The organism is Actinomadura verrucosospora (assembly GCF_039540335.1).
Classification (GTDB): domain Bacteria; phylum Actinomycetota; class Actinomycetes; order Streptosporangiales; family Streptosporangiaceae; genus Spirillospora; species Spirillospora verrucosospora.
In genome coordinates this window covers 310727-332350 of sequence record NZ_BAABEV010000004.1, presented here as the reverse complement: position 1 = coordinate 332350, position 21624 = coordinate 310727, and the positions used below count along the sequence as shown (strand labels likewise).

At 73.2% G+C, this 21624-nt stretch carries 18 protein-coding genes and 1 tRNA gene; 6 read left to right on the top strand and 13 right to left on the bottom strand.

The genetic code is table 11. The features are described 5' to 3' along the window. Positions 1-20 precede the first annotated feature (20 nt). The 4 genes from ABD944_RS07305 to ABD944_RS07290 are packed head-to-tail and all read left to right on the top strand — an operon-like array spanning position 21 to position 6420. On the top strand, positions 21-2132 hold the full coding sequence (locus ABD944_RS07305; protein WP_345173573.1) for a tyrosine-protein kinase domain-containing protein: 2112 nt from the start codon (positions 21-23) through the stop codon (positions 2130-2132). Then, complete coding sequence (locus ABD944_RS07300) at positions 2119-3777, top strand: polysaccharide biosynthesis C-terminal domain-containing protein (protein WP_345173571.1); 1659 nt, start codon at positions 2119-2121, stop codon at positions 3775-3777. Before ABD944_RS07305 ends, ABD944_RS07300 begins: the two co-directional genes overlap by 14 nt. Further along, positions 3761-5080, top strand: a complete 1320-nt coding sequence (locus ABD944_RS07295; RefSeq protein ID WP_345173569.1) for a hypothetical protein — start codon at positions 3761-3763, stop codon at positions 5078-5080. The genes ABD944_RS07300 and ABD944_RS07295 overlap by 17 nt, the downstream gene beginning before the upstream one ends. Beyond that, positions 5077-6420, top strand: a complete 1344-nt coding sequence (locus tag ABD944_RS07290; protein WP_345173568.1) for an RCC1 domain-containing protein — start codon at positions 5077-5079, stop codon at positions 6418-6420. Before ABD944_RS07295 ends, ABD944_RS07290 begins: the two co-directional genes overlap by 4 nt. 13 nt (positions 6421-6433) lie before the next feature. On the opposite strand, the gene ABD944_RS07285 is transcribed toward ABD944_RS07290, so the two are convergent. The 11 genes from ABD944_RS07285 to ABD944_RS07235 all read right to left on the bottom strand — a co-directional run bounded on the left by ABD944_RS07285 (position 6434) and on the right by ABD944_RS07235 (position 18072). Next, positions 6434-7285 carry a hypothetical protein gene (locus ABD944_RS07285; RefSeq protein ID WP_345173566.1) on the bottom strand — a complete coding sequence of 284 codons (852 nt, stop codon included), beginning with the start codon at positions 7283-7285 and terminating at the stop codon, positions 6434-6436. Positions 7286-7378: 93 nt separating this feature from the next. Then, positions 7379-8275 (bottom strand): glycosyltransferase family 2 protein, encoded by an 897-nt coding sequence (locus ABD944_RS07280; protein ID WP_345173564.1) that lies wholly within the window; start codon positions 8273-8275, stop codon positions 7379-7381. Positions 8276-8356: 81 nt separating this feature from the next. After that, positions 8357-9619: a sulfate adenylyltransferase subunit 1 gene (locus tag ABD944_RS07275; protein ID WP_345173626.1), complete on the bottom strand. Its 1263-nt coding sequence runs from the start codon at positions 9617-9619 to the stop codon at positions 8357-8359. Between the two features lie 62 nt (positions 9620-9681). Next, on the bottom strand, positions 9682-10599 hold the full coding sequence (gene cysD, locus ABD944_RS07270; RefSeq protein ID WP_345173624.1) for a sulfate adenylyltransferase subunit CysD: 918 nt from the start codon (positions 10597-10599) through the stop codon (positions 9682-9684). A 65-nt stretch (positions 10600-10664) separates the two neighbouring features. After that, a complete protein-coding gene (locus ABD944_RS07265) occupies positions 10665-11603 on the bottom strand; it encodes a 3'(2'),5'-bisphosphate nucleotidase CysQ (protein ID WP_345173562.1) in 939 nt (312 codons plus the stop codon). A 110-nt stretch (positions 11604-11713) separates the two neighbouring features. Continuing rightward, positions 11714-13189 (bottom strand): sugar transferase, encoded by a 1476-nt coding sequence (locus tag ABD944_RS07260; protein WP_345173561.1) that lies wholly within the window; start codon positions 13187-13189, stop codon positions 11714-11716. A 399-nt stretch (positions 13190-13588) separates the two neighbouring features. Next, positions 13589-14164 (bottom strand): aminoacyl-tRNA hydrolase, encoded by a 576-nt coding sequence (gene pth, locus ABD944_RS07255; protein WP_345173558.1) that lies wholly within the window; start codon positions 14162-14164, stop codon positions 13589-13591. 126 nt (positions 14165-14290) lie between these two features. After that, positions 14291-14932: a 50S ribosomal protein L25/general stress protein Ctc gene (locus ABD944_RS07250; RefSeq protein WP_345173556.1), complete on the bottom strand. Its 642-nt coding sequence runs from the start codon at positions 14930-14932 to the stop codon at positions 14291-14293. A 281-nt stretch (positions 14933-15213) separates the two neighbouring features. Beyond that, entirely contained in the window at positions 15214-16194 is a 981-nt protein-coding gene (locus tag ABD944_RS07245; RefSeq protein ID WP_141578287.1) for a ribose-phosphate diphosphokinase, read from the bottom strand. A 194-nt stretch (positions 16195-16388) separates the two neighbouring features. After that, positions 16389-17834 (bottom strand): bifunctional UDP-N-acetylglucosamine diphosphorylase/glucosamine-1-phosphate N-acetyltransferase GlmU, encoded by a 1446-nt coding sequence (glmU, locus tag ABD944_RS07240; RefSeq protein WP_345173553.1) that lies wholly within the window; start codon positions 17832-17834, stop codon positions 16389-16391. Positions 17835-18000: 166 nt separating this feature from the next. Further along, positions 18001-18072 (bottom strand) — tRNA-Gln (locus ABD944_RS07235). Between the two features lie 378 nt (positions 18073-18450). Between ABD944_RS07235 and ABD944_RS07230 the strand changes: the two genes are divergently transcribed. Beyond that, positions 18451-19404 carry an acyl-CoA desaturase gene (locus ABD944_RS07230; RefSeq protein WP_345173550.1) on the top strand — a complete coding sequence of 318 codons (954 nt, stop codon included), beginning with the start codon at positions 18451-18453 and terminating at the stop codon, positions 19402-19404. Between the two features lie 17 nt (positions 19405-19421). Further along, complete coding sequence (locus ABD944_RS07225) at positions 19422-20204, top strand: TetR/AcrR family transcriptional regulator (protein WP_345173548.1); 783 nt, start codon at positions 19422-19424, stop codon at positions 20202-20204. On the opposite strand, the gene ABD944_RS07220 is transcribed toward ABD944_RS07225, so the two are convergent. Both ABD944_RS07220 and ABD944_RS07215 read right to left on the bottom strand, forming a co-directional pair. Continuing rightward, positions 20196-20558 carry a VOC family protein gene (locus tag ABD944_RS07220; RefSeq protein ID WP_345173546.1) on the bottom strand — a complete coding sequence of 121 codons (363 nt, stop codon included), beginning with the start codon at positions 20556-20558 and terminating at the stop codon, positions 20196-20198. The two genes, ABD944_RS07225 and ABD944_RS07220, sit on opposite strands and share 9 nt — an antisense overlap. 173 nt (positions 20559-20731) lie before the next feature. Then, on the bottom strand, positions 20732-21520 hold the full coding sequence (locus ABD944_RS07215; protein ID WP_345173544.1) for a trans-aconitate 2-methyltransferase: 789 nt from the start codon (positions 21518-21520) through the stop codon (positions 20732-20734). Between the last annotated feature and the right edge of the window lie 104 nt (positions 21521-21624).

The following is a 21624-nucleotide window of genomic DNA, read 5'->3' as shown; positions in this document are numbered from 1 at the left end:
GATCGATGAGGGGGATCGTCGTGGGAGCTGACCAGACGGCCGACGCCCAGGGGGGGCACCTGCTCGCCCTGGTCCGGCGCTATCTGGGGGCGCTGATCGGGCTCGCCGTGCTCGGCACCGCGGCCGGCGTCGCCCTGGAGATCGCCGTGCCGCCGCCGTTCAAGGCCACCGCGACGGTGCTGGTCAGCCCGCTGGAGGGCAACCCGTACTCCCCGGAGGGCCGCGGCGACGACCTGGTGAACCTGCAGACGGAGGCGCAGCTGGTCGCCACCGACAGCGTCGCCAAGATCGTCCAGAAGAAGCTCGGGCACGAGGCGGAGGGCGACATCGGGGTCTCGGTCCCGCCCAACACCCAGGTGCTCAACCTGACCTACACCGCGAACAGCTCCGGCAACGCCCGCGCGGGCGCGCAGGCCTTCGCCGACGCCTACCTGGAGTACCGCACGCAGCGCGCGCAGGCCGTGGTGAACAACCAGCTCGCGAAGCTGAAGGCGCAGTCGGCCAGGGTCGAGCACCTGCTGCAGCGGGCGAACAACGAGCTGGCCGCCTCCTCCGGCTCCCGGCGCTCCACCCTCCAGCAGCGCGTCACCGCCTACACCAACCAGCTCGGCGTCATCGACGAGCAGTCCAACGACATCGCCAGCACCCCCCTCGACCCCGGACAGGTGATCACCCCGGCGGACGCGCCGGCCGGGCCCGGCATCGTCCGGCCCGCGATGTACGGCGCGGGCGGCCTCGTGCTCGGGCTGGTCGCCGGGTTCGTGGTCATGCTGCTGCGGGAGCGGCTCAACCAGCGGCTGCGCAACGCCGAGTCGATCGAGGGGCTCGGCGTCCGGACGCTGTCCACCATCCCGGCGGGCGGCCCGCCCGGCGACACACTGGCCCTGGTCAGCGCGCCCAAGAGCCCGGTCGGCGAGGCGTACCGGCGGCTGCGCGCCGCGGTCGTGGCGACCGCGCCGCAGACCCCGGTGGCGTTGCTGATCAGCAACGCCACCCCGGGGGGCAGCGCCCGCATGGCCAGCGCCAACCTCGCGGTCTCGCTCGCCTTCGCCGGCGCCAAGACCATCATGATCGACGCGACCACCGAGGACGCCGACGTCAGCACCCTGTTCGGCGCGCGGCCCGGCGGCAAGGGGCTGTCGGACACCCTGCTCAGCGGCACGGACCCGGCGACCCTGCTGATCCACACCGACTCGCAGCTGCGGCTGCTGCCGCGCGGCCCGCGCGCCCGCGAGGCCGCGCACCGGTTCAGCGGCCCGCGGATGCGCGAGACCGTCAAGGTGCTGCGCCGCCGCAGCGAGTACCTCATCGTGAACGCGGCGAGCCTGCACGACGCCGACGCGCAGGCCCTGTGCACCTTCGTGGACGCGGTCGTGCTCGTGATCAACCAGGGCGTCACGACCCGCGAGGAGCTGCGGCAGGCGTACGTGGAGGCCGAGCGCGCCGGCGTCACGGTGCTCGGCGCCCTGCTGGAGCCGCCGGAGCCGCGGGGAGGGCGCGCGGCGCGGCAGGCTCCGCCCGCCCGCCAGCCCCACCCGCCTCAGGGCTCCGAGCCCCGCCAGCCGGAGGCGCGCGCCGGCCGGCGCCGCGCCCCGGAGGCCCCCCTCGCGTGGGCCGAGGACCCGTCGCGCGGCGGGCAGGACGAGCCCGACGAGGAGCCGGCCGACTCCGGGTCCCTGGTCACGCAGGCGCTGCCGCAGGTCAAGCAGCCGCCCCGCACGGGCGAGGCGCGGCCGGCGCCGTCCGGGCGGCGCGGCGCGCCGCAGCCGCAGCCAGAGCCGCGGCGCCGTCCCCTTCCGCCCGCGCTCGAACCCCCGGCCGGGCCGGGCAAGCCCGTCGCCCCCAAGCCCGTGTCCCCCACGGAGGTCACCCAGGGCACGGGGACGGCGCGTCCGCGCCCGGCGGCGCCCGCCGGCGCCGAGCCCGCCGAGCCGGCCGACGCGGCCGCCGACGACGGGCTGGAGTCGGCCGCGACGCGGACCCAGGAGGACATCTCCAAGTTCATGCCGCCGGATCTGCCGGAGGACGGCGCGGACGGCAAGCCCCCGGCGGGGCCGAAGGACGCCGCGCCGGACGTCTCGCCCCGCTACGGCAAGAGTCCGCACAAGGCCGGCCGGCATGCCGGCCCCTGATTCCGACGGAGCAGCGGCGGACGAGCCGAAGCCGTCCGGTCCGGGCGGGCCGAACCTGAACAGGCTGGCGAGGGGCGGCGCGCTGAACCTCGTCGGCGCCGCCGTCGCCGGCGTCCAGGGCCTCGCGCTCGTCTTCCTGGTCGCGCACCTGTACTCGCAGCGGATCGCGGGCACCTTCTTCGCGGCGACGTCGCTGTTCATCATCCTGCAGGCCGTGTCGGGGCTCGGCACCGACGCGGGCCTGCTGCGCTGGCTGCCCCGCCACCTGGCGCTCGGCGACCGCGGCGCGGCGCGCCGGACGGTGCCGGTGGCGCTCGTCCCGGTCGCGGCGACGGCGCTGGCCGCGGGTCTCGTGCTGGCCCTCACCGCGCCGTGGACGGCGGGCCACATCGGCGCCGACGATCCCGGCCAGGCCGTGGGCATGGTGCGGGTGCTGGCGCTGTTCCTGCCCCTCGCGGGGGCGCACGACGCGCTGCTCGCGGCGACCCGCGGGCACGGCTCGATGCGGCCGACCGTCCTCGTCGACAAGATCATGCGGCAGACGCTCCAGGTCGCCGGGGTCGTCGTGGCGGCGCTGCTGACCGACGACGCGGTGTGGCTCGCCCTGGCGTGGGCGGCGCCGTACCTGCCGTGCCTGGTCGTCGCCCTCCTCTGGTACCTGAAGATCAGCCGCCGGGGCCGCGCCGAGGCGCCGGTGGCCGCGGAGGCCGGGACGCCGTCCGGCTGGCGGCCCCTGGCCGGCGACTTCTGGCGCTTCACGGCGCCGCGCGCGTTCGCGCAGATCTGCCAGACGGCGTTCCAGCGCGCCGACATCGTGCTCGTCGCGGCGCTCAGCTCGCCGCGCGAGGCGGCGATCTACACCGCCGCGACCCGGTTCATCGTGATCAGCCAGCTCGTCACCCAGGCCGTGCAGAACGTCATGCAGCCCGCGGTGAGCCGGCTGATGGCGCTCGCCGACCGCGCGGGCGCGCAGCGGGTGTTCGCGGTGTGCGCGTCCTGGAACCTCGCGCTCGCCTGGCCGGTGCACCTGTCGATCGCGGTCGGCGCCCCGGTGTACGTGGGCTCCTTCGGCGAGGGCTACCGCGGGACCGGCGAGGTCGTCACGGTCATCCTGGCGATGGCGATGCTGGTGGCGACCGCGACGGGCGCCCGCGACGTGATGCTGCTGATGGCGGGCCGCAGCGGGCTCAGCCTGGTCAACCAGAGCGCCGCGCTCGGCGTGAACCTGGTGCTGAACGTGCTGCTGATCCCGCCGTTCGGGATCGCCGGGGCGGCGGTCGCGCGGGCGTGCGGGCTGCTCGTGCGGACGCTGCTGGCCCTGGTCCAGGTCCGGCGGATCCTCGACATGACCCCGGCGAGCGCCGGGCTGTTCTGGGCGGGCGGCTCCGCGCTGGTCAGCTTCGCGGCGGTGCCGCTGGCCGTCCGGCTGGCCGCCGGCTCCAGCGAGGCCGCCCTCGCCGGCGGGCTGATCCCGGGCGCGATGCTGTACCTCGCCCTGCTCTGGGCCGGCCGCGAGCGGCTGTCCCTCACCGCCTTCGCCTCCCTGCTGCCGGGGAGGCGCGGCCGTGCCGCACCCGCGGGCGCCGCCGCCGCGCCCGCCACCGAAACGACATCTGCCAGGAGCATGCATGCCCACGGGAATTGACCAAGTGCGCCGCAAGTCCCGCGCGGTGCTTCGCAAGAGCGGGCTCGCCCCGAGCGGCCCGGTGTACGGCCGGCTGGTCGACGCCGGGCGCTCGCTGCCGATCCCGGCCGCGGCGCGCGTCGCGGTGTCCACCGCCGTGCTGCGGCGCCCGTGGAAGGTCCCGGTCCGGTTCGACCAGCTCCTCGTCGGCGCGCAGGGCGGCTGGACGGCCCGCGAGTTCGCCGACCGCACCGGCGACCTGCTGTGGCCCTCGACCCCGTTCCTGGACGGCCCGCACGTCGGGCTGCTGCGGCTCGCCGACGAGCGGCCGGAGCTCACCGACGCCGAGATCCTGTCCAGCGCCTACGGCCGGCTCGGGATGCGCTGCATCGAGGCGGGCGGCGCCTACTTCGGCGGCACCGACGAGGCCGGCGTCCTCGCCGCCGCCCGCGCGTTCGTCGCGCGGTACCGCGGCGAGGAGGCGCCCGGCGCGGCGCCCCGCCCGCAGCAGAGCGGGCCGCAGGACCCGGTGCTCGTCGCCCCCGTCCGCGGCTCCGACCAGTACCAGATCCTCGACGGCCACCACCGGCTCGCCATCGCCGCGATGGGCGGCGCCGACGGCGCCAACGTCGTCGCCAAGTGGCTGCCCGTCACCACGCCCCTGCAAGACCTCCTGCTGAAGATGAGCTGGCTCGACGGCACCCACGAGCTCTACCAGCCGATCGACGCGCCCGAACTGAGGACCGGCTGGACCACCGTCCGGCAGTGCACCGACCGGCTCGGAAAGATGGACGCGTTCCTCGCCGAGCGCGGCATCGCCGGGGGCCGCTACCTGGACGTCGCGAGCTGCTACGGCTGGTTCGTCGCGAAGATGGCCGAGCGCGGCTTCGACGCCGAGGGCATCGAGCGCGACCCGCTGGCCGTCCCGCTCGGCCGGGCCGTCTACGGGCTCCCGGACGGCGCCGTCTCCACCGGCGACTGCGTCGACTTCCTCGGCGGGCACGACGCCGGCCGCTGGGACGTGGTGTCCTGCTTCAGCCTCCTGCACCACTTCGTCCTCGGCCGCGGCTCGGTGAGCGCCGAGGAGCTGATCCGGCTGCTGGACCGCGCCACCGGACGGGTCCTGTTCTTCGACACCGGCCAGGACAACGAGGCGTGGTTCGCCGAGTCGCTGCGCGGCTGGGACCCCGCCCGCGTCGCGGCGTTCCTGCGGGAGAACACCGGGTTCGACGAGATCGTCGACCTCGGGCCCGACGACGACGCCCGGCCGCCCTACGAGGACAACTACAGCAGGCACCTGTTCGCCTGCGTCCGCTCGGCGTGACCCACCGGAGGCGACCGGCGGCGCGCCGCCCGGTCGCCGCGCTCATCGCCCTCCCGGCGCTCCTCGCGGCGGCCGCGTGCGGCGGCTCGTCCGCTCCCGCGAGCGTGCCGCGGGTCTCCCCGCCGCCCGCCGCCGGCACCGCCGGCGCGCGCAGCGGCACCGTGTGGACGAGCGGGTTCAACTCCGACGGGCAGCTCGGCCGGCCGGGGCCGGCCGCCGACCCCCGGCTCGCCCCCGTCACCGGCGTCGGCGGCCGGGGGCGGCTCGACCGGGTCGTGGCCGTCGCCGGGGGCGCCCGCCACTCGCTGGCCGTCCTCGACGGCGGGCAGGTCGTCGCGTGGGGCGCCAACGGCGACGGCCAGCTCGGCGACGGCACCACCCGCGGCAGCGGCGTGCCCGTGCGCGTCCGCGCGCCGGACGGGCGGCCCGGCCGGCTGGACGACGCCGTCGCGGTCGCCGCCAACAACGACTTCTCCATGGCGCTGCGCCGCGACGGCACCGTCGTGACCTGGGGCGAGGGATCGTCCGGCCAGCGCGGCACCGGCGCGCGCACCACCCCTCCCGTCCCGACGACCGTGCGCGCGCCGGACGGGCGCGGCGCGCTCACCGGCGTCACGGCGATCGCCGCGGACGGGCACACCGAGCTGGTGCTGCGCGGCGACGGGCAGGTGCTCGCCTGGGGCGCCAACGCGGGCGGCATGGTCGGCGACGGCACCCGCGAGGACCGGGCCCTGCCCGTCCCGGTACGCGGGCTGGGCGGCGCCGCGCGGCTGGACGGCGCCGTCCGCATCGCGATCGGCGGCCAGCACGGGCTGGCGCTGCTGCGGGACGGGCGGGTCGCGTCATGGGGCCGCAACGAGCTCGGCCAGCTCGGTGACGGCACGCGCCAGGACCGGCTCACGCCCGTCCTCGTCTCGGGGGTGGGCGGCGAGGGCGTCCTCGACGGCGTCACCGCGGTCGCCTCGGCGGAGAAGCACAACTACGCCCTCCGCGGGGACGGCACCATCGTCGCCTGGGGCAACAACACCGCCGGCCAGCTCGGCGACGGCACGGTGAAGCCGCGGACCGCCCCGGTCACCGTCGTCGGGCGCAGCGCCCCGAAGCTGCGCGGCGCCGCCCGCGTGTTCGCCGGGGAGGCCTACGGCGCGGCGATCCTGGCCGACGGGACGCTGCTGACGTGGGGCGCGGGCGGCAGCGGCCAGCTCGGCTCGGGGAAGAGGGCGCCCCGCAGCCGTCCCGGCACGGCGCTGACGGCCGCGGGCACGGTGCCGGCCGACGCCCTGTCGGTGGGCGTCGGCGAGCGCCACCTGATCCTGCTGCTGGGGTCCGGAGCGCCGTAGCCCTCCGGAGCCTTCAGGACTCCTTGGGCGGTTCCGGCCTGGCGTCGCCGGGCCGGGGACCGTCCACCGGGGGCTGGGGCGCGGGAGGCTGGGCTCCGGGCGCGGGAGGCGCGGGAGGCGCGGCGGCCGCGCCCGGGGCCCCGGTCCCGCCGGCGGGAGCGGGGGTCGCGGAGCGGCGGCGCCACAGCAGGAACCCGCCGCCGGCGGCCGCCACGGCCACCAACCCGGCGCCGCCGAGCACGTACGGCATGGGCGATCCGTCGTCCTTCGGGGGCTCGTATCCGGCGGCGGGAACGGTCGGCTGCGACTGGGCGAGCGTGCGCTCCTCCTGCTCCTGCTGCTTGACCGACGCCTCCGGCGCGGGCTTGCCGTTGTTGCCGCGCTTGCCGGGCTTCGGCGGCGCGTACTTCGACTCCGGGAGCGTCTGCACGAAGCGCAGCAGCGCCAGGTCGGGCTTGCCCTTGCTGCCCTTCACGGCCCCGTCGTAGATGGACTTCACCCGGGCGCCCGGCAGCGCCGTGGAGGACACCCGGAGCTGGTCGCCCGCCAGCACCGCGTAGGTGCCCTTCCGCTTCATCAGGCCCGGCAGCCGGCCGAGGACCTGTCCGGGGTCGTTCCCGGGCGGCAGGATCGCGATGAACACCGCGACGGACCGGCCCTGCGCGCTGCGGAGCAGTTCCTGCGCGCCGTCCGACTGGTAGTACTTGGCGTGGGAGTCGACGTAGTAGCCGCTCTCGCTGATGCCCTCGGCGACCGCGTCGAGGTCGACGCCCGCGAAGGCGGGCGCGGCGGTCATTCCGAACGCCGGCACGAGGGCCAGCGCCAGCGTCCCGGACGCGACGATGCGGCGGGAGAAGTGGTTCACGGAAGAGGCTCCTTCAACGCTGGGATGGCCATCGACATTACCGGCGCCACTTGGGGAAAGGTGGCCAAAGCAGGGGAATCGGCATCGCCGCGGTCAGATGCCGCGGCCTCGGGTGTGCAGGGCCAGCAGGACGCGTTTGCCGGACACGACCCCCGACGCCACGGCCAGCGCGAACGGGACGCGGCGCTCGGCCGGGTTCGCCCTGAGGGCGCGCGCCGACCAGCGCAGCGCGTCCCTGCGGCGGCCCACGGTCGCGCAGCCGAAGGCGAGCTGCCCGTAGACGCGCCCGGCCGCGCCCGGCTCCTCGCCGATCTCCGGGTAGTGCTCCAGGAACCACTCCAGCGCGGCGACCTTCGTCTCCCACGCCTGCGCGTAGTAGGACGTCAGCCCCCACAGGACCCGCACGTACGGCTCGTCCACGTTCACCACCGGGTGGCGGCGGGCGGCGCGGAGCGCGAGGTCCCAGTCCTCGCCCTGGCTGCCGGGGATCGTCTCGTCCACCATGCCGATCTCGATGAGCGGTTCGCGGCGCGCCACGTAGGTGGAGGAGTGGACGCTCATCATCCGGTCGCGGATCAGGGCGTCGTAGGTCACCCGGTCCGTCCCGGCCAGCCGGGGCAGCTCCCGCCCGTCGAAGTCGATCAGGATGCCGGAGCTGCACAGCACGGCGTCCGGCTCGCTCTCCAGGGCCTTCACCTGCGCGGCGAGCTTGCCGGGCAGCCACAGGTCGTCGTCGTCGCAGAACGCGACCAGATCGGTGTCGAGGGCAAGGATCCCGGAGTTGCGGGCGCCCGCCAGCCCCGGCGCCCGGGTGTTGCGGATCACCTCGACGCGGTCCCCCGCGAGGGACGCGTCGGGCTCGGCCCGGTCGAAGACGACGACCGCGCGGACCTCGCCCTCGTACTCCTGGGCCAGCACCGACTCCAGCGCGCGGCGCAGCAGCTCCGGCCGGTCGTGCGTGGGAAGCACGACTCCGACGGATGGGGGCATCCAGGGCCTGCCTTGTCGTAGGGGGTCGGGAGGAGGCGGACCGGCGGCCGCCGCGGGGCCCGCCGGCCCCGCGGAGCCGGGTCAGCGCGCGCCGGTGATCATTCCGGCGGCGACGGTGTTGTTGGTGGCCTCGTCGATCAGGATGAAGCCGCCGGTGAGGCGGTTGCGGCCGTAGTCGTCGACGAACAGCGGCTGCGTCACCCGCAGCGAGACGCGGCCGATCTCGTTCAGGCCGAGGGAGGCCGCCTGCTCGTCGCGGTGCAGCGTGTTGACGTCCAGCCGGTAGTGCAGCTGCTTCACCATGGCCTTCGCGGTGCGGGTCGTGTGCTTGATGACCAGCTTCGAGCGCGGGGTGAGCGTGCGGTCCGGGGTCATCCAGCAGACCATCGCGTCGATGTCCTGCGCGACCTCGGGCCGGTTGTTCGGACGGGCGATCATGTCGCCGCGGGAGATGTCGATGTCGTCGGCGAGGCGCAGCGTCACCGACATCGGCGCGAACGCCTCGTCGACCGGCCCGCCCGGCCCGTCGATATGGGTGATCGTCGTGGTCAGCCCGGACGGCAGGTGCACCACCTCGTCGCCCGGCTTCAGCACGCCGCCCGCGACCTGGCCCGCGTAGCCGCGGTAGTCGTGCAGGTCGGGGTCGGTGGACGCGTGCGGCCGGACCACGTACTGCACCGGGAACCGCACGTCGATCAGGTTGCGGTCGGAGGCGATGTGCACGTGCTCCAGGTGGTGCAGCAGCGACGAGCCCTCGTACCACGGCATGTTCACGCTGCGCTCGACGACGTTGTCGCCGTGCAGCGCCGAGATCGGGATGAACGTCAGGTCCGTGACCTCCAGCTTGGAGGCGAACGCCGTGAACTCGTCCACGATCCGCTCGTACACGCCCCGGTCGTAGTCCACCAGGTCCATCTTGTTGATCGCCACGACCAGGTGCGGGACCTGCAGGAGCGTGGTGAGGAACGCGTGCCGGCGCGACTGCTCCAGGATGCCCTTCCGGGCGTCCACGAGGATGATCGCCAGGTCGGCGGTGGAGGCGCCGGTCACCATGTTCCGGGTGTACTGGATGTGCCCAGGCGTGTCGGCGATGATGAACTTGCGGCGCGGCGTCGCGAAGTACCGGTACGCCACGTCGATGGTGATGCCCTGCTCCCGCTCGGCCCGCAGGCCGTCGGTCAGCAGCGCCAGGTTCGTGTACTCCTCGCCGCGGTCGGCGCTGGTCTTCTCGACCGACTCCAGCTGGTCCTCGAAGATCGACTTGGAGTCGAACAGCAGCCGGCCGATCAGTGTGGACTTGCCGTCGTCGACGCTGCCGGCGGTGGCGAACCGCAGGAGGTCCATCTGCTTGGCCGGCCGGGCCTCGGCCGGCCGGTCCCCGGCGAGCCGGTCGTTCGCGCTGGCCATCAGAAGTAGCCCTCCTTCTTGCGGTCCTCCATCGCGGCCTCGCTGGTGCGGTCGTCGGCGCGGGTCTGGCCGCGCTCGGTGATCCGCGTCGCCGCGATCTCCTCGATCACCTCGTCGAGCGTCACCGCGTTCGACTTCACCGCGCCCGTGCAGGACGCGTCGCCGACCGTCCGGTACCGGACGGTCGCCGTGAACTCGGGCTCGTCGTCGCCGCGGTTCGCGAAGCCCGTCTCGGCGTCCAGGAGCAGCCCGTCGCGCTCGAACACCTGCCGGGTGTGCGCGAAGTAGATCGGCGGGAGTTCGAGCTCCTCGCGGCGCACGTAGTCCCAGATGTCGAGCTCGGTCCAGTTCGACAGCGGGAACACCCGGACGTGCTCACCCTGCACGATCTTGGTGTTGAACAGGTTCCACAGCTCCGGGCGCTGGTTCTTGGGGTCCCACTGCCCGAACTCGTCCCGGAAGGAGACCACCCGCTCCTTCGCGCGGGCCTTCTCCTCGTCCCGGCGGGCGCCGCCGAACGCCGCGTCGAACTGGTGCTCCTCGATGGCGTCCAGCAGCGGGGTGATCTGCAGCCTGTTGCGGGACGCGCGGCGGCCCTTCTGCTCCACCACCCGGCCGCTGTCGATCGCGTCCTGCACCGACGCCACGACCAGCCGGACGCCGAGCTCGGCCACCCGGCGGTCCCGGTACTCGATCACCTCCGGGAAGTTGTGGCCGGTGTCGACGTGCATGACCGGGAACGGGATCGGGGCGGGCCAGAACGCCTTCTGGGCCAGGCGCAGCATGACGATGCTGTCCTTGCCGCCGGAGAACAGCAGCACCGGCCGTTCGAACTCGGCCGCCACCTCCCGGAAGATATGGATCGACTCGGCTTCGAGGATGTCCAGCTGAGACAGTAGGTAATCGCGACGCTGCATGGTCATGGGGCTCTTTCACGCTGTTCTGGCAGTGGCAACCGATGGCACGGAGACGGGCGGACCGGTCAGGGCAGCGCGCCGCTCACTTCCCGAATGCCGGTCAGCAGCGTTGACGCCGACATGGGATGGCACACCAGGATATCCGGGAGCCGGGGGTCCTCACGGTTGTAGCGCAGCGGCGACCCGTCGATCCGGGACGCGTGCGCCCCGGCGCCGAGCGCGACGGCCGCCGGGGCCGCCGAATCCCACTCGTACTGGCCGCCCGCGTGCACGTAGGCGTCCACCTCGCCGAGCAGCACCGCGGAGATCTTCGCCCCCGCCGACCCGATCGGGACCAGCTCCACGTCCGGCTCGATCACCTCCGCCAGCCGCCGGACGAACTCCGGCGGCCGCGTGCGGCTCACGGCGATGCGCAGCTTCCCCGCGTCCGGCGCCGGGACGTGCAGCGGCACCTCGCGGGGCGGCGGCGTCCCGGCGGGCCCGGCGGTGACGGGGTCGGGCTCGGCGAGGTCGGTCCGGACGAGCGAGGCCCCGCCCACCGCGTCCGTGCGGAGCGTCAGGCCCTGCGCCGGCAGCGCGACGGCGCCGGCCGCCAGGCGGCCGGCGCCGGACGCGTCGCGCTCCCACAGCGCCACGTGCACGGCCCAGTCGCGGCGGCCCTCCTCGGAGAACTCGCGGGTGCCGTCCAGGGGGTCCACGATCCACACGCGGGAGGCCGTGAGCCGCTCCGCGTCGGCGGTGTTGCGGGTCGGTGCGCGGTCGTCGCCCTTGGACCTCTTCCCGGCGACCGAGGACCGCCCCTCCTCGGACAGGACGGCGTCGCCGGGACAGCGCTCGGCGAGCGCCGCCATCAGGTACTCGTGCGCCCGCAGGTCGCCGGTGTCCTTCAGGGCCCCCGCGTCGGCGAAGCCCATCTCGTCCCGCACGCCCAGCAGCAGCCGGCCCGCCGTCCCGGCGAGCTCGGCCGCGAGCGAATGATCGTCTCTGGCCCCTGGCTCGGTCATCTGAGATCACATTCCCGACTCGACTGGTCTGCTCGGTCTACTTTCTCATGCGGCCCGCACCGGCCACGGGACGAGGTCTCGCTCAGCGGCCCGCCTGCGGCGGCGGGCGCTCAGTACGCGCCGGAGCCCCGGAAGACGGCCGACCAGGTCTTCCACATGATCTGCAGGTCCAGGGCGAGGGACCAGTTGTCCACGTACCGCAGGTCGAGGCGGACCGACTCCTCCCACGACAGGTCCGAGCGGCCGCTCACCTGCCACAGGCCGGTCAGGCCCGGCTTGACGACCAGGCGGCGGTAGACGTCCCCGCCGTACTGGGCGACCTCGTCCGGCAGCGGCGGGCGCGGCCCCACCAGCGACATCTCGCCCCGCAGCACGTTGAACAGCTGCGGCAGCTCGTCCAGCGAGTACCGGCGCAGCCGGCGCCCCACCCGCGTGACGCGCGGATCCTGCCTGATCTTGAACAGCACGCCGTCGTGGTCGTTGGCGGCCAGCAGCTCCAGCCGGCGCGCCTCGGCGTCGGCGACCATCGTGCGGAACTTCAGCACCGTGAACTCCCGGCCCCCGCGCCCGACGCGCGTCTGCCGGAACAGCACCGGTCCCTCCCCGGACATCTTGATCAGGACCGCGATCAGCAGCAGCAGCGGGCTCAGCGCCACGATCCCGCCGAGCGCCGCCACCCGGTCGACCAGGCCCTTGAGGACCTTGCGGCCCCCGTCCAGCTCCGGGTGCTCCACGTGCAGCAGCGGCAGGCCCGACACCGGGCGGATCGAGATCCGCGGGCCGGTGACGTCCATCAGCGCGGGCGCCACGACCAGCTCGACGTCGTTGCGCTCGATCTGCCACGCCAGCCGGCGCAGCGCCACCCCGTCCATCTCCGGGCACGCCAGCACGGCCACCGAGTCGGCGCCGATCCGGTCGGCGACCGCCGCCGCCTGGCCGAAGTCGCCCAGCACCGGGACGCCCTCCACCTCGGCGACCGCGTCCTCGCCCGCCGCGAGCGCGGGCGGCAGGCACACGGCCACGATGTCCATGCCGTGGTAACGCTTCTTCTGCAGCAGGCGGATCAGGTCGGACACCGACGTGCGGTGCCCGACGGCGACGACCCGCCGCATGCACTCGCCGTGCCACCGCTTCTTGTGCAGCCACTTGCGCAGCCGGTACCGCGCCAGGAGCGCCAGGAACGTCCCGAGGGGCAGCGCCATCACCACGTAGCCGCGCGCGACGTCGGTCTTGGTGGCGTACGCCACGATCGCGACCACCGCCGTCAGGATGAACCCGGCGCGCAGCACCCGGTGGAACTCCTCGTACCCGACGCCCACGTACCGCGGCTGGTAGGCGCGGCACAGCATCAGCGTCGGAACCCACACCACCGGCAGGGCCACGGTCAGGACCACGTACGGCGCGTCCAGCTCCGTCGGGACGCCCGGGAACCTGAGCACGAAGGCGATCACACCGGCCATCAGCATGCTGGTGAAGTCGAGAACCCTCGCGATCCGCCGGTAGGAGCGGCTCCAGTTCTGCGACGCCGCGCGCTCGTGCTCATGGCGGATCGATGACTCGGCCTGAACCTTGTCAACGACGGCCATAAATCACTCACCAATCCTGTGTAACGCGCGCCTCGTCAGCGCGATTCACACCGAAGACGGCTGAACGTCGCCCGAGGTTCACATTGAACCTGAACCTCGATCGGCCTGCATCTTACGGTCGCTTTGCCATGGTCACGGACGGAACGCGGCCCCCACATGGACAACGCGCCCAAACCGCCCCGACCGCACACGAAAATGGCGCCACTGCGCCTTGATCACAGCCGTTCACCGATCGTGAGGCCGGATGCGGTCACCCGACCGAACGCAACCGGTCACCCCGGGTGAACGGATTTCCGGCCCGACACCGTCAGTTATGTCACAGTGACGCAATTGCAGGGCCGAAAAGGCGGGTCGCCCTCGATTCAACCCTCTTCACCGCCCGCCGCGCGGCGAAATCGGTCAACCCGCGTGGAACGTGTTCTGCGCGGCCGCCAGCCCCTCGGTCAGCAGCGCCTCGACCGCGTCCGCCGCACGGTCCACCTCGAAGTCGAGCTCCTTGCGCTCCCCCGCGGAGAAGTCCTTCAGCACGAACGCCGCCGGGTCCATACGTCCCGGGGGGCGCCCCACCCCGAACCGCACGCGCGGATACTCCTTCGAGCCCAGCGACCGGGTGATGGACCGCAACCCGTTGTGGCCGTTGTCACCGCCGCCCTGCTTCAGCCGCACCGCCCCGAAGGGGATGTCCAGCTCGTCATGGACGACGACCACCCGCTCCACCGGCACCTTGTAGAAGTCGCGCAGGCCCTTCACCGGACCGCCCGACTCGTTCATGAAGGTGCGGGGCTTCGCCAGCACCACCCGCTTCCCCGCCAGCCGGCCTTCGAGCACGTCCGCCCGCGCCCGGTGCGACCTGAACCTGCCTCCGGCGCGCGCCGCCAGGACGTCCAGCACCATGAACCCCGCGTTGTGCCGGTTCTTCGCATACGACGGCCCCGGGTTGCCCAGCCCCACCACGAGCCAGAGATCCGCGTCCACCCGCACTCCTCACACGCGAGCACGGCCCCCGCCGGTGCGCGCACCCGCGGGGGCCGTGGAAGTACCCTGCGGCCCGCCGTCCGGGGCGGCCGCGCGCCGGGCCTCCGAGGCCCGGCGGCACCGCCGTCACTCGGCGGCGGCCTCGCCCTCGGGGGCCTCGGTCTCGGCGGCGGCCGCGGCCTCGGCCGCCTCGGCCGCCTCGGCCGCGGTCTCGGTCGCGCCGGCTGACGCGGTCGCGTCGGCGATCTGCAGGACGAGGGCCTCCGCGTCGACCTGCAGCGTGACGCCCGACGGCAGCTTCAGGTCGCCGGCCAGCACCTGCGTCCCGACCTCCAGGCCCTCGATGGACAGGTCGACGGCCTCGGGGATGTGCGTCGCCTCCGCCTCGACCGACACCTGGACCAGCTCCTGCTGGACGACGCCGCCCGCGACGACGTCGCCGACCAGGTTGACCGGCAGGTCGACGACGACCTTCTCGCCGCGCTTCACCAGCAGCAGGTCGACGTGCTCCAGGAAGCCCTTGACCGGGTCGCGCTGGACGTCCTTCGGCAGCGCCAGCTCGGAGCCCCCGGAGAGGCCCTCGATGGTCAGCAGCACGTTCGGCGTCTTCAGGGCGAGCATCAGGTCGTGGCCCGGCAGCGCGATGTGCTGCGGGTCGGTGCCGTGACCGTAGAGGACGGCGGGCACCTTGCCGGCCCGGCGGGTGCGCCGCGCGGCACCCTTACCGAACTCGGTGCGCGGCTCGGCGGCAATGCGTACCTCGGACACGGCGAAAACTCCTCGTTGTTGCTTCCACGGCCGTCCGGCATCGGACGTCCGCTACGGACGATGCGTTGCGTTCCTCGCGCGCCGTCGAAGGCGGGCGCGCTCAAAGATTCGTTTGCGTTCCCCGGGGAGTGCGGGCCCTTCGCGGGCACCGCACTTGAACGTCCTGGGGCATACGCGGTTGCACAAGTCTAGCCCAACACGGCAACGCCCAACGCCACGGCCCTGCCGGCGCCATGGCCGCCGCCATGCCCGCCGGCACGCGCCGTGCCCGAGGTCGAGGTCTAGCTGTGGCCGCCGAACAGGCTCGTGACCGAGCCGTCGGAGAACACCTCGTTGATCGCACGCGCGACCAGCGGCGCGATCGACAGCACCGTGAGCTTGTCGAACTGCTTCTCCTCCGGGATCGGCAGCGTGTTGGTCAGCACCACCTCGGAGATCCGGGAGTTCTTCAGCCGGTCCACCGCCGGGCCCGACAGCACCCCGTGCGTCGCCGCGACGACGACCTTGGTCGCGCCCTGGTCGAACAGCGCGTCCGCCGCCTTCACGATCGTCCCACCGGTGTCGATCATGTCGTCCACCACGACGCAGGTGCGGCCGGCGACCTCGCCGACCACGTCGAACACCTTGACCTCGTTGGCCACGTCCGGGTCGCGCTTCTTGTGGATGATCGCCATCGGGACGCCGCCCAGCCGGTCGCTCCACCGCTCGGTGACCCGCACCCGGCCCGCGTCCGGCGCGACCACGGTGACCTGGGAGGTGTCCAGCCGGCTCTCGAAGTGCCGGGCCAGCAGGTCCAGCGCGAACAGATGGTCCACCGGGCCGTCGAAGAAGCCCTGGATCTGCGCGGTGTGCAGGTCCACGGTGATCAGCCGGTCGGCGCCCGCCGTCTTGAACAGGTCGGCCATCAGCCGCGCCGAGATCGGCTCGCGGCCGCGGTGCTTCTTGTCCTGCCGTGCGTAGCCGAAGAACGGCGCGACCACCGTGATCCGCTTGGCCGACGCGCGCTTGAGCGCGTCCACCATGATCAACTGCTCCATGATCCACTGATTGATGGGAGCCGTGTGACTCTGGACCACGAAGGCGTCGGAGCCGCGGACCGACTCCAGGAACCGCACGAACGTCTCGCCGTTGGCGAAGTCGTACGCGGACGTCGGCGTCAGCTCGACCTGGAGGTTGTCGGCTACTTCCCTGGCCAGGTCAGGGTGGGCTCGGCCGGTGAAGAGCATCAGCTTCTTCTGGCCGCTCGTTTTTATCCCACTCACCTCTGACAACTCCCCCTCAATGGAACCGTGCCCTGCATGTGGGTTGTCGTCCCCACTCCCGCGCACCAAAGAGCCGGCGCGCGGGTCGTCTTGTCGTCGAGCCGCTCTCCGGTCGGGCGGCCCTGTGTTGTTCCGGAAGACGCCGTCGTCCTCCACCTCCCCGCCCTGAGGCGGGGCAGTCCTCTTCGGGCGCGCTAAGTCGCGCTCTCCTCGCCGGCCCGGGCCCGGCGGGCCGCCTCGGCCGCCGGCGTCCCCGGCCGCTTCCGCTCGACCCAGCCCTCGACGTTGCGCTGCCGTCCTCGCGCGACCGCCATCGCCCCGGGCGGGACGTCCTGGATGATCACCGAGCCGGCCGCGGTGTAGGCGCCGTCCCCGATCGTCACCGGCGCGACGATCATGTTGTCGCTGCCGACCTTCACGTGCGACCCGATGACGCTGCGGTGCTTCTCCACACCGTCGTAGTTGACGAACACCGAGCTCGCGCCGATGTTCGAGCCGGCGCCGATCTCGGCGTCGCCGACGTAGGTCAGATGCGGCACCTTCGTGCCCTCGCCGATGTCGGCGTTCTTGGTCTCGACGTACGTGCCGACCTTGGCCCCGGCCGCGAGCGTCGTCCCGGGCCGCAGGTAGGCGTAGGGCCCGACCGACGCCTCCGGCCCGATCCGCGCCCCGACGCACACCGCGTTCGTCACCGACGCGCCGGCGCCGACCGTCGTGTCGGTCAGCGTGCAGCCGGGACCGACCCGCGCGCCCTCGCCGAGGTGCGTCCTGCCGTGCAGCTGCGTCCCCGGGTGGATCTCCGCGTCCGGTTCGGCGGTCACGTGCACGTCGATCCACGTGGAGGCCGGGTCGATGATCGTGACCCCGGCGCGCATGTGCGCTTCGAGGATGCGGTCGTTCAGCTGCCTGCGGGCCTGCGAGAGCTGGACCTTGTCGTTGACGCCCTGGGTCTCCACCCAGTCGGCGGCCAGGTGCGCCCCCGCCCGGTGGCCGTCGCCGCGCAGGATCGCCACCACGTCGGTGAGGTACTCCTCGCCGCCCGCGTTGTCGGTCGTCACCCGCTTCAGCGCGTCCGCCAGGAGCGCGCCGTCGAACGCGTACATCCCGACGTTGATCTCGTTGATCGCGCGCTGCTCCTCGGTGGCGTCCTTGTGCTCGACGATCGCCTCGGCGCTGCCGTCCGCCGCCCGGATCATGCGCCCGTAGCCGGTCGCGTCCGGCATCTCGGTGGTCAGCACGGTGACGGCGTTGCCCTCGTCCTCGTGCGCCCGGACCAGCGCCCGCAGCGTCTCGCCCCGCAGCAGCGGGTGGTCGCCGTTCGTCACGACGACCGTCCCGTCCAGCGCGCCGGTCTGCTCCAGCGCCATCCGCACGGCGTGGCCCGTCCCGCCCTGCCGCTCCTGCACGGCGGCCTCGGCGTCCGGGGCGTGCTCGGCGAGATGCCCGACGACCTGCTCGCGCCGGTGCCCGACGACCACGACGAGCCGCTCGGGCTCCAGTTCGCGGGCGGCGGCGAGCACGTGGCCGAGCATGCTGCGCCCGCACAGCTCGTGCAGCACCTTCGAGGTACGGGACTTCATCCGGGTGCCCTCGCCCGCGGCGAGGACGATGACGGCGGCCGGGCGGCTCGCAGCGCTCACAAGGAGGCTCCTCGGCATCGCGGACGGGGATCGGTCGCGGGCCCGCCCACCTGCGACATCACGACACGGCAGGCCGGGGCGAACCCGACACCGGCAGGATACCGCCCACCTCGCTCCTGTCACCCCACCGCCCACCCCGGGGGACCCGGTCGGGCGTCTCAGACAGCTCCGGCGCAAGGACTCGAACCTTGTCTAAGGGCACCAAAAACCCTTGTGCTGCCAATTACACCACGCCGGATCAAAGCAGACGGGTCCGGACAGAGCCGCGAACCGACCGGCCCCCACGATACCGACACGGGCCCGGGAGGGCCCACCTCATATGGCCATCCACCCGGACGCGCCCACCGTCGCCCTCCATGGTCGTTTTGTCCGGATCGGTTTAGAACGTGTATCACGGAGCAAGCACACTGCGTGCCGGTCGGCCCGGGCCCGGTCGAGCGGCCAGGGCCCACCGCCCCCGGCGGGCGGCCGACGACCCCCGTTACGCACGAGTGTTATGTGGCCAAAGGGGCAGTTTCCCGCTGATTTTACTGTTCGGATCTGCACAACCTACGGACTCGTAGGTTACGTTGGCGTAGGTAAGGCTGCCCCGAGTCACGGGAAGAAGTGATGACGCATGACGACAGCTCCGGCCATGGATCCACCTCGCCCGCAGCGGCGTCCCGAACTCGCGCCCCAGCAGCGCGGCAACGGAGAACGGGTGCTGATCGCCACGTTCACCGCGCTGCCCTTCCTGGCACTGTTCGCCGCCGTCCCGCTGGCCTGGGGACGGTTCCTCGGCTGGACGGACGTCGTCCTCACGGCCGTCTTCTACCTGGTGTCCGCGGGCGGCATCACGGTCGGCTACCACCGGTACTTCACCCACGGCTCCTTCAAGGCCACGCGCGGCCTGAAGATCTTCATGGCGCTGGCCGGGAGCCTGGCCATCGAGGGGCCGGTCATCACCTGGGTGGCCGACCACCGGCGGCACCACAAGCACTCCGACAAGGAGTTCGACCCGCACTCGCCGTGGCGGTTCGGCGACGACTGGAAGGCCCTCGCCAAGGGGCTGGCCTGGGCGCACTACGGCTGGCTGTTCGACGCCAACAGGACCTCCAAGCAGCGGTTCGCCAAGGACCTGCTCAACGACCGCGACATCCGGCGCATCCACCAGGCATTCCCCGGCCTGGTCGCGGTGTCGTTCCTGCTCCCGGCCGTGATCGGCGGCCTGGTCACCATGTCGTGGGCGGGCTTCCTCACGGCGCTGTTCTGGGCCGGCTTCGTCCGGATCACCCTGGTGCACCACGTGACCTGGTCCATCAACTCGATCTGCCACACCTTCGGCAAGGAGGAGTTCGAGGTCCGGGACAAGTCGCGCAACGTGTGGTGGCTGGCGATCCCCTCGCTGGGCGAGTCGTGGCACAACCTGCACCACTCGGACCCGACCTGCGCCCGGCACGGCGTGCTGAAGGGGCAGGTCGACATCAGCGCGCGCATCATCTGGGCGTTCGAGAAGATGCGCCTGGCCCGCGACGTCCGGTGGCCGAACCCCGACAGGCTGGCCGCGAAGCGCACGAAGCAGGCGGTTTGACCGCCACAATTGATCCCGTGACAGATCCCGCTCCCAGGACCCGCAGAAAGCGGATGACCGGCAAGGAACGCCGCGAGCAGCTCCTCGACATCGGCCGGACCCTTTTCGCCGAGCGCGGGCTGGACGGCACCTCGGTGGAGGAGATCGCGTCGGCCGCCGGGGTGTCCAAGCCGGTGGTGTACGAGCACTTCGGCGGCAAGGAGGGGCTCTACGCGGTAGTCGTCGACCGGGAGTTCGAGCGGCTGCTGAGCCTCGTCACCGACTCGCTGAACTCGGCCGTCCACTACCGGGGCAAGCTGGAGAAGGCGGCCCTGGCGCTGCTGGAGTACATCGAGGAGCGCCCGGAGGGGTTCCGCATCCTCGTCCGCGACTCGCACGGCGGGACGGGCACCGGCAGCTACGCCAGCCTGCTGAGCGAGATCGCCGGCGAGGTGGAGCACATCCTGGCGCAGGAGTTCGACCGGCACGGCTACGACGACAAGTTCGCGCCGCTGTACGCGCAGAGCCTGGTCGGCATGGTGGCGCTCACGGGCCAGTGGTGGCTGGACGTCCGCAAACCGCACCGGGAGGACGTGGCCGCGCACATCGTGAACCTGGCGTGGAACGGCCTGTCCGGGCTCGAACCGAGGCCGTCGCTGGACCCGCGCCGCCGCCGCAAGGAGATGGAGCGGCAGGAGAAGCGCGCGGAGAAGGCCGCCGCCAAGGCCGAGCGGGCCGAGGGGAAGGCCGCGGCGAAGGCGGAGAAGGTCCACCGCCGGACGCTGCGCGACTTCGACGAGATCGCCGACCCGTCAGCCTGAGGGCCGCAGGAACTCCAGCCGGTTCCCCACGGGGTCGTCGGTGTGGAAGCGGCGGTGTCCGGGGAACAGGTCGTCCGGCGTGACCTCGTGGCCGGCGGCCCGCAGGCGCGCCGCGAGGGCGTCGAGGTCGTCGACGAGCAGGCCCGGGTGGGCCTTGCGGGCGGGCCGGAAGCCGGGCTCGACGCCGAGGTGGATCTCGACGCCCGGGCCGCGGAACCAGGCGCCCCCGCGCTTGGCGAGCTCGGGCGGCTTGGCCACCTCCTCAAGGCCGAGGACGCCGCCGTAGAAGGCGCGGAGCCGGTCCTCGGCGCCGGGCGGGGCGGCGAGCTGGACGTGGTGGACACCGATGATCATGGTCGCCTCCGGACATGGCACCGGCGGCCGCCCGGAGTTCGTCCGGGAGGCCGCCGGCAGGGTCGCCGGTCTCGGGTCGCGAGCCGGGTTTCGCGGACGCCGCCCGTCCGCCGGAGATGGCACACCGCAGGGGAACGAGTCGCTTCCCTCGGGCGGGGCGGGCGGCATCCCGTCTAGGGGGTGGTGGCGATCACGAAGATCCTCCGGAACGGGAACACGGTGCCGTAGGGGGCGGCGGGGTAGGCGCGCCTGAGCCGCTCGCGGTACTCGGCGAGGAACTCGTCCGCCTCCGCGGGCGAGAGGGCGGTGAGGACGGGGCGCAGCGCGCTGCCCTTGACCCATTCGAGGACCGGGTCCTCGCCGTGCAGCACCTGCGCGTAAGTGGTCTCCCAGGCGTCGACGGCGCATCCGAGCCGGGCCAGGAGGTCCACGTATCCGGCCGGGTCGAGGACGGGGGCGTCGTGCTGGAGGTGGGCGAGCTTGCCACGCCACCGTTCGGAGCGGCCCATCTCGCGGAGCAGGACATGGCTCGGCGCGTCGAAGTTGCCGGGCACCTGGAAGGCGAGGCGGCCGCCCGGGGCGAGGGCGCCGACCCAGCGGGGCAGCAGGCGCGGGTGCTCGGGGAGCCAGTGCAGGACGGCGTTGGAGATGACGAGGTCGAGGGGCCGCTCGGGCTCCCAGGCGGCGACGTCGGCGACGCGGAAGGCGAGGCGCCCCGGGATCTCGTGCGCGCGGGCCGCCGCGATCATCTCTGGCGAGCTGTCGAAGGCGTCGATGACGGCGTCCGGCCAGCGGGCGGCGAGGGTGGCGGTGAGCTCTCCGCTCCCGCAGCCGAGGTCGGCGACGCGGGCGGGCGGGGCGCCGCCGAGCCGCCCGGCGAGCTCGGTGAAGGGCCTGGCGCGCTCGTCGCCGAAGACCCCGTACTGCGCGGGGTCCCACACGGCCGCAGTTTGTCTCGACATCAAGAAACATCATGCCCGGCGCATATCTTGATGTCAAGAGTCTTGGTGCGCGTGTCCCGCCGGCCGGTCGCCTGACGGATGCGCCCCCGCCCGCGGCGCTCCTA

Excerpts from the sequence above, each read along its gene's own strand:
- ABD944_RS07220 (WP_345173546.1), bottom strand. The coding sequence starts at position 20,558 with ATGATCATCGGTGTCCACCACGTCCAGCTCGCCGCCCCGCCCGGCGCC.
- cysD (WP_345173624.1), bottom strand. The coding sequence starts at position 10,599 with ATGCAGCGTCGCGATTACCTACTGTCTCAGCTGGACATCCTCGAAGCC.
- ABD944_RS07275 (WP_345173626.1), bottom strand. The coding sequence starts at position 9,619 with ATGGACCTCCTGCGGTTCGCCACCGCCGGCAGCGTCGACGACGGCAAG.
- ABD944_RS07280 (WP_345173564.1), bottom strand. The coding sequence starts at position 8,275 with ATGCCCCCATCCGTCGGAGTCGTGCTTCCCACGCACGACCGGCCGGAG.
- ABD944_RS07260 (WP_345173561.1), bottom strand. The coding sequence starts at position 13,189 with ATGGCCGTCGTTGACAAGGTTCAGGCCGAGTCATCGATCCGCCATGAG.
- ABD944_RS07230 (WP_345173550.1), top strand. The coding sequence starts at position 18,451 with ATGACGACAGCTCCGGCCATGGATCCACCTCGCCCGCAGCGGCGTCCC.
- ABD944_RS07300 (WP_345173571.1), top strand. The coding sequence starts at position 2,119 with ATGCCGGCCCCTGATTCCGACGGAGCAGCGGCGGACGAGCCGAAGCCG.
- ABD944_RS07295 (WP_345173569.1), top strand. The coding sequence starts at position 3,761 with ATGCCCACGGGAATTGACCAAGTGCGCCGCAAGTCCCGCGCGGTGCTT.
- ABD944_RS07215 (WP_345173544.1), bottom strand. The coding sequence starts at position 21,520 with ATGTCGAGACAAACTGCGGCCGTGTGGGACCCCGCGCAGTACGGGGTC.
- ABD944_RS07265 (WP_345173562.1), bottom strand. The coding sequence starts at position 11,603 with ATGACCGAGCCAGGGGCCAGAGACGATCATTCGCTCGCGGCCGAGCTC.